General features: G+C 66.4%; 5 protein-coding genes. 3 read left to right on the top strand and 2 right to left on the bottom strand.

Annotated features, from left to right (window positions below; all coding sequences use genetic code 11):
* Positions 1–253: 253 nt before the first annotated feature.
* Together recJ and SOM61_RS12645 are read right to left on the bottom strand one after the other, a co-directional pair.
* Positions 254–1,957, bottom strand: coding sequence for a single-stranded-DNA-specific exonuclease RecJ (gene recJ, locus SOM61_RS12650; RefSeq protein WP_320474424.1), 1,704 nt, complete (start codon positions 1,955–1,957; stop codon positions 254–256).
* A complete protein-coding gene (locus SOM61_RS12645) occupies positions 1,954–2,982 on the bottom strand; it encodes a hypothetical protein (RefSeq protein WP_320474423.1) in 1,029 nt (342 codons plus the stop codon). Before SOM61_RS12645 ends, recJ begins: the two co-directional genes overlap by 4 nt.
* Positions 2,983–3,141: 159 nt before the next feature.
* Between SOM61_RS12645 and SOM61_RS12640 the strand changes: the two genes are divergently transcribed.
* The 3 genes from SOM61_RS12640 to lolD are packed head-to-tail and all read left to right on the top strand — an operon-like array spanning position 3,142 to position 6,433.
* A complete protein-coding gene (locus tag SOM61_RS12640; RefSeq protein WP_320474422.1) occupies positions 3,142–4,425 on the top strand; it encodes a lipoprotein-releasing ABC transporter permease subunit in 1,284 nt (427 codons plus the stop codon).
* 48 nt (positions 4,426–4,473) lie between these two features.
* On the top strand, positions 4,474–5,739 hold the full coding sequence (locus tag SOM61_RS12635; protein ID WP_320474421.1) for a lipoprotein-releasing ABC transporter permease subunit: 1,266 nt from the start codon (positions 4,474–4,476) through the stop codon (positions 5,737–5,739).
* Entirely contained in the window at positions 5,732–6,433 is a 702-nt protein-coding gene (gene lolD, locus SOM61_RS12630; RefSeq protein WP_320474420.1) for a lipoprotein-releasing ABC transporter ATP-binding protein LolD, read from the top strand. The genes SOM61_RS12635 and lolD overlap by 8 nt, the downstream gene beginning before the upstream one ends.

The raw sequence follows: 6,433 nt of genomic DNA, 5'->3' as shown, positions 1-6,433 counted from the left end.
CGGGCACACTTGGGTTCCCGCCTCCGCGGGAACGACGTGGTTTTTCCTATGAAGCGGGCTTATTCAAGCGCCCGAAATTATTCCGGACACCAGTGCGCGAAGGCGGGAATCCAAGTACGTAGCGCAGCCACTCCGTGGAAGGGCGGCAGTGAGCCGTAAGACTTAGATTCCCGCCTTCGCGGGAATGACGTGCTGAGGCTGCGGGGCTGACGTACAAACGGACGCTATGACGCAAGATTCAGTCAGATAGACTCTAGGCCGCTTCGGCATGCTCCACCAGCAGCTGCACCTTGGTCACCCCATTGTATTCATTCGCATCGAGCCTGAACGCCACCCGCGCACGCTCGGGCAGGCTGTCGGGGTGGCCGAACCAGATCGCATCGTAGCGGCGGCCGTTTTTCTCGAGCAGCAGTTTCAGATGGCGCTCTTTGAGGACGCGCTGGCTGACCACGCGGAATTCGTCGCAGAACACCGGCGGCGCGAAGCCCTGGCCCCAGACCTGGCCATCCATCAGTTCGATGAACTGGGTCGAGTAGAACTCATCCTCCAGCGGGCCGTCGGTCTCGACGATGCGCTCGAGCTGGGCCTCGGTCAGCCAGGCCTGGCCGACCGCCTCGAAGGCCTGGCAAAAATGTTCGAAAGCGTCGTGGCGGATCGACAGGCCGGCCGCCATCGAGTGGCCGCCGAACTTGTCAATCAGGCCAGGCACGCGCTTGGACACCAGGTCGAGCGCATCGCGCAAGTGAAAGCCCGGGATCGAGCGGCCCGAGCCCTTGATCCAGCCGTCGCCGGCCGGGGCGAAGGTGATCGTCGGCCGGTAGAATTTTTCTTTCAGGCGCGAGGCGACGATGCCGATCACGCCCTGGTGCCAGCCTTCGTCGAACACGGCGATGGTGCTGGCGCTGGTCGGCTCGAAGCTGTCCAGGTGCAGCAGGGCGGTGTCCTGCATCTCGGCCTCGATCTCGCGCCTTTTGAGGTTGATCTCGTTGAGCTGCTGGGCGATGGCCCAGGCGCGGCCCTCGTCGTCGGTGGTCAGGCACTCGATGCCGAGCGCCATGTCTTCCAGACGGCCGGCGGCGTTCAGGCGCGGCCCGACGGCAAAGCCCAGGTCGAACGGCGAGGCGCAGCGCGCTTCGCGGCCGGCCACGCGGAACAGGGCGGCCACGCCCGCATGCATGCGGCCCGCGCGCATGCGCTTGAGGCCTTGCGCGACGAGGATGCGGTTGTTGGCGTCGAGCTTGACCACGTCGGCCACGGTGCCCAGCGCCACCAGGTCGAGCAGGCTGTCCAGCTTGGGCTGGGTCTGGGCGTCGAACACGCCGCGTCGGCGCATCTCGGCGCGCAGCGCCAGCAGCACATAGAACACGACGCCGACGCCGGCCAGGTTTTTACTCGGGAAGCCGCATTCGGGCTGGTTCGGGTTGACGATCACGCGCGCCGGCGGCAGGGTGTCGCCCGGCAGGTGGTGGTCGGTGACGACGACTTCGATGCCCAGCCGGTTGGCCTCGAGCACGCCCTCCATGCTGGCGATGCCGTTGTCGACCGTGACGATGATGTCGGGGTTCTTTTCGCGCGCCGTGATCTCGACGATGCCGGGCGTGAGGCCGTAGCCATGCACGACGCGGTTGGGCACGAAGTAGTCGACCTCAGCGCCCATCGCGCGCAGGCCGCGCAGGGCGACCGCGCAAGCGGTGGCGCCGTCGCAGTCGTAGTCGGCGACGATCGTCATGCGCTTGCCGGCCCCGATGGCGTCGGCCAGGAACACGGCGGCCGTGTCGATGTGCTTCAGGCCCGAGGGCGGCGACAGCGCCGTCAGCTCGCTCGAGAGTTCGCGCACGTGCTCCAGGCCGCGCGCGGCATAGATGCGCGCCAGCACCGGGTGGACGCCATCCTGGCGCAGCAGTTCCGAGATGCGGAACGGGCAGGGGCGGGTGGAAATGCGGGTCTTTTGGGTCAAGTCAGTGAATCCAGTGTCGGGCGGCGCCAGAATTTGCGCTGCGCCATCGCGGTCGTCGTGTAGTCGGCAAGGCCTTCGCGGCTGCTCAGGACCAGGCGCAGCTCGCGCACGCGGCCATCCTTGAGGGCAGCAAGGAGCGGCGCGAACAGTGCGTCTTCAAGGTGCTGCATGCCCTGCAGCCAGCCGTGCCAGTCGGCGGCCAGCGCGGCCTCGCCCAGGTTGCCGGCGACCAGCAGGCCACCCTGCGCCAGGACGTCATCCAGGCGATCGAGCGAAGGCAGGCGCTGCTGGCCGAGGGCGGCCAGCCAGCCGGGGACGGCGTAGCTGGCCATGTTCTTCACAGGCTGCTGTGCCTGCACACTGGCGCCCCCGCTCGCACCCCACAGCCAGAACGCGTTCACCACCGGCAGCCGCTTCGCCTCGCGCGCGGCGTTCACGGGGTGCGCGTGCCAGGCCATCTGCACTTCGTTCTGCAGGCGCCGGTAGGCTTGCGCCTGAGCGCCCTTGGGCATGAAGTCGGTCAGGTCCATATTGGCGACGGTGTCCGGGCTGGCGGTGTCGAAACCGGTCCAGTCGTCGGCGCGCAGGAACCAGGTGTGGGCGTCGCCATAGCGCAGTTCGTGGCCGATCTCTTCGCACAGCGTGCTCGCGGCGTCGAACAGCGCGCGGCCGTCCGCGTCGTCCAGGCTGACCTGGCGCGTATCGGCCATCATCAGGTGGCTGCGCGCGATCTGGATGTGGGCCGGCGTGACGATATGCCAGCGGCCGGCGCCCGGATCGAGATTGAGCCCGCGCATGGCGGCGACGGCGAACGGGGTGCGGCCATCGTCGGCCAGGCCGAGCTCCCGCGCCAGCCAGGTTTCATGCGGCAGGGCGTGGACGGTGTCGGCTTTGGGCGCGCGCCTGGCGCTCGACGTGCGCGACAGCAGCGCGGCCAGGGCCGGAGCCTGCAGGGCGCGGACCATGTCGGGGGCGAATTCGGGGAGCGGGAGGGCGAACGGCAGGACAAGCGTAATATGAGCCATCCCGCTATTTTAGGCCAAAATCGGCCGACCGGCGGGTTCGATCTTGGTTTGCCGGACGGCGTTTGCACATGGGTTTTTGATAATCCGCGCCACAAAAGTGGTTTGTCTGGCAAACTGCCGGGTTGGCGAAGCCAAAAGAACAAGAACCGACAGGATTGTATGAGCATCACCCATAAACTTCCGTACGAATGGCAGATCGGCCTGCGCTATACCCGCGCCGGCAAGCGCAGCGGCCGTAACAGTTTTATTTCGTTCATCTCGATGGCCTCGGTGGCCGGCATCGCCCTCGGCGTGGCCGCCCTGATCGTGGTTCTGTCGGTGATGAACGGCTTCCAGAAGGAAGTCACCAACCGCATGCTGTCGATGCTGGCCCACGTCGAGATCTTCGATGCGCGCGGCGCGCTGCCCGACTGGCGCGCCACCAGCGCCGATGCGCTGCGCCATCCCGAGGTGCGCGCCGCCGCGCCTTTCCTCGATGCGCAATCGATGCTGCTGGTCGATGGCGTCATGAAGCCGGCCCTGCTGCGTGGGGTCGAGCCGACCGAAGAAGCCAAGGTGTCCGATATCGTCCAGCAGATGAAGGAAGGCAGCTTCGATTCGCTGCGTCCCGGTTCCTATAACGTCGTACTGGGCCGCGCGCTCGCGAAGTCGCTCGGGGTCGGAGTGGGCGACCGCGTGTCGCTGCTGGTGGCCAGCAGCGGCATCCTGGGCGGCGCCGCCTCGCCCGGCGAAAATCCCTTGCCGCGCTCGCGCGCGCTGAACGTGTCGGGCATCTTCGAGGCCGGTCACTTCGAATTCGATTCCACGCTGGCCCTGATGAACATCGCCGACGCCGAGACCGCGACCGGGGCCACGGCGCCGCTCGGCCTGCGCCTGCGCCTGGCCGACCTGCAGCAGGCGCCGCGCGTGGCCTACGAGCTGCAGCAGTCGATGGCGGGCGACCTGATCATGCGCGACTGGACCCGCGTGAACACCGTATGGTTCGCCGCCGTGCAGTCGCAAAAGAACATGATGTTCATTATCCTGACCATGATCGTGGCGGTGGCCGCCTTCAACCTGGTCTCGACCCTGGTCATGACGGTCAAGGACAAGCAGGCCGACATCGCCATCCTGCGCACGCTGGGCGCTTCGCCGCGCGGCATCATGAAGATCTTCATCGTGCAGGGCACGCTGGTGGGCATGCTGGGCGGCCTGCTCGGCGTCGGACTTGGCGTGCTGGTGGCGCTGAACGTCGACGTGATCGTGCCGGCCATCGAACGCCTGCTCGGCGTGCACTTCCTGTCGCAAGAGGTCTACCTGATCAGCGAGATGCCGTCCGAGCTGCGTTGGAACGACGTCGGCTGGATCGGCGGCGTGGCCGTAGTGCTGTCCTTCCTGGCCACGATCTACCCAAGCTGGGCGGCTTCGCGCGTCAAGCCGGCCGAGGCGCTGCGGTATGAATGAGCGCGGCGCATTGGCACACTCCGGTTCACATTTTCGATTCAGGAACGCATGAGCATCATCCACAAACTGCCATATGAGTGGCAGGTCGGCCTGCGCTACACGCGCGCCGGCAAGCGCAGCGGGCGCAGCAGCTTCATTTCCTTCATTTCGCTGATCTCGGTGGCGGGCATCGCCCTCGGCGTCGCGGCCCTGATCATCGTGCTGTCGGTGATGAACGGCTTCCAGAAGCAGGTCACCGACCGCATGCTGTCGGTGCTGGCGCATATCGAGGTATTCGACGATTCGGGCAGCATGCCCGACTGGCGCGCGTCGGCGAAAGAAGCCCTGCGCAATCCGAACGTGCTGGGCGCCGCGCCGTTCGTCGAGACCCAGGGCCTGCTGGTGCGCGACGGCGTGATGCGCCCGTCGATCGTGCGCGGCGTGCTGCCGGGCGAGGAAGATAATGTGTCGACCGTGGCGCGCCAGGTGCGCGCGGGCAGTTTCGACGCATTGAAGCCAGGCCAGTTCAACATCGTGCTGGGCTATGCGCTGGCGCGCGCGCTCGGCGTCGGCCTGGGCGACAAGGTGACGATGGTGCTTGCCCAGGGCCAGGTGACGCCGGCCGGCATGGTGCCGCGCACGCGCAGCTTCACCGTCGCCGGCATCTTCGAGGCAGGCCATTTCGACTTCGATGCGGCGCTGTCCTTCATCCACGTGGAAGACGCCCAGCGCCTGGAGCGGCTGCCGGCGCCGTCGGGCCTGCGCCTGCGCATCGCCAATATGCGCGAGGCGCCTGAAGTGGCCGAGCAATTGAAGGGCCAGATGACGGGAGACTTGACGGTGCGCGACTGGCCCAAGCTCAATGCCAACTGGTACGCTGCCGTACAGACCGAAAAAAAGATGATGTTCATTATCCTCACCCTGATCATCGCGGTGGCCGCCTTCAACCTGGTCTCGAGCCTGGTGATGACGGTGACCGAGAAGCAGGCAGATATCGCGATCCTGCGCACGCTCGGATCGTCGCCGCAATCGATCATGAAGATCTTCATGGTGCAGGGCGGGGTGGTCGGCGTGCTCGGGACGCTGGCCGGCATCGGCATGGGGGTGGCGGTGAGCCTGAACATCGATGTCATCGTTCCGTTCATCGAACGTTTGCTGGGAGTGGAGTTCTTGTCCAAAGATATATATTTGATCAGTACCGTGCCGTCCGACCTGCATGGGCCGGATGTCGCCGTCATCGGCGTCATCTCGGTGCTGCTGGCGTTTGCCGCCACCGTTTATCCAAGCTGGGCCGCGTCAACCGTGAAACCGGCGGAGGCGCTGCGTTATGAGTGATGCATTCAACGGCGCGCCGGTGCTCGCCTGCCGCGGCCTCGGTAAAACCTTCAAACAGGGCGACGCCAATGTGCGCGTGATCGAAGGCATCGATTTCGCCGTCCACCGGGGCGAGCGGGTCGCCATCGTCGGCGCATCGGGTTCCGGCAAATCGACGCTGCTGCACCTGCTGGGCGGCCTGGATACGCCGAGCAGCGGCTCGGTGACCCTGCACGGCGAGGATTTCGCCAACCTGTCCGAAGCGCGCCGCGGTGAGCTACGCAACACGGCGCTGGGCTTCGTCTACCAGTTCCACCACCTGCTGCCTGAATTCACCGCGCTCGACAACGTCATGATGCCGCTCTTGATACGGCGCGAACCGCGCGCGGTCGCCATGGAGCGTGCGCAGGCGATCCTGGAACGGGTGGGCCTGGGCAAGCGCGTGGTGCACCGTCCGGGCGAACTGTCGGGCGGCGAGCGCCAGCGGGTGGCGCTGGCGCGCGCGCTGGTCACCCAGCCGGCATGCGTGCTGGCCGACGAACCGACCGGCAACCTCGATCACACCACGGCGCAAATCATCTTCGACCTGATGCTCGAATTGTCGCGCACCCTCGGCACCGCCTTCGTGATCGTCACCCACGACATGGAACTGGCGCGCCGTTGCGACCGCGTGCTGCGCATGACCGAGCACGGCCTGCAACCGGCGGAAGGCTGA

Origin of the sequence: Massilia sp. CFBP9012 (assembly GCF_034045115.1) — a bacterium.
GTDB lineage: Bacteria > Pseudomonadota > Gammaproteobacteria > Burkholderiales > Burkholderiaceae_D > Telluria.
The sequence above is the reverse complement of the archived record's forward strand: the minus strand, read 5'-3'. Positions and strand labels throughout refer to the sequence as shown.

Excerpts from the sequence above, each read along its gene's own strand:
- SOM61_RS12645 (WP_320474423.1), bottom strand. The coding sequence starts at position 2,982 with ATGGCTCATATTACGCTTGTCCTGCCGTTCGCCCTCCCGCTCCCCGAA.
- SOM61_RS12640 (WP_320474422.1), top strand. The coding sequence starts at position 3,142 with ATGAGCATCACCCATAAACTTCCGTACGAATGGCAGATCGGCCTGCGC.
- SOM61_RS12635 (WP_320474421.1), top strand. The coding sequence starts at position 4,474 with ATGAGCATCATCCACAAACTGCCATATGAGTGGCAGGTCGGCCTGCGC.
- lolD (WP_320474420.1), top strand. The coding sequence starts at position 5,732 with ATGAGTGATGCATTCAACGGCGCGCCGGTGCTCGCCTGCCGCGGCCTC.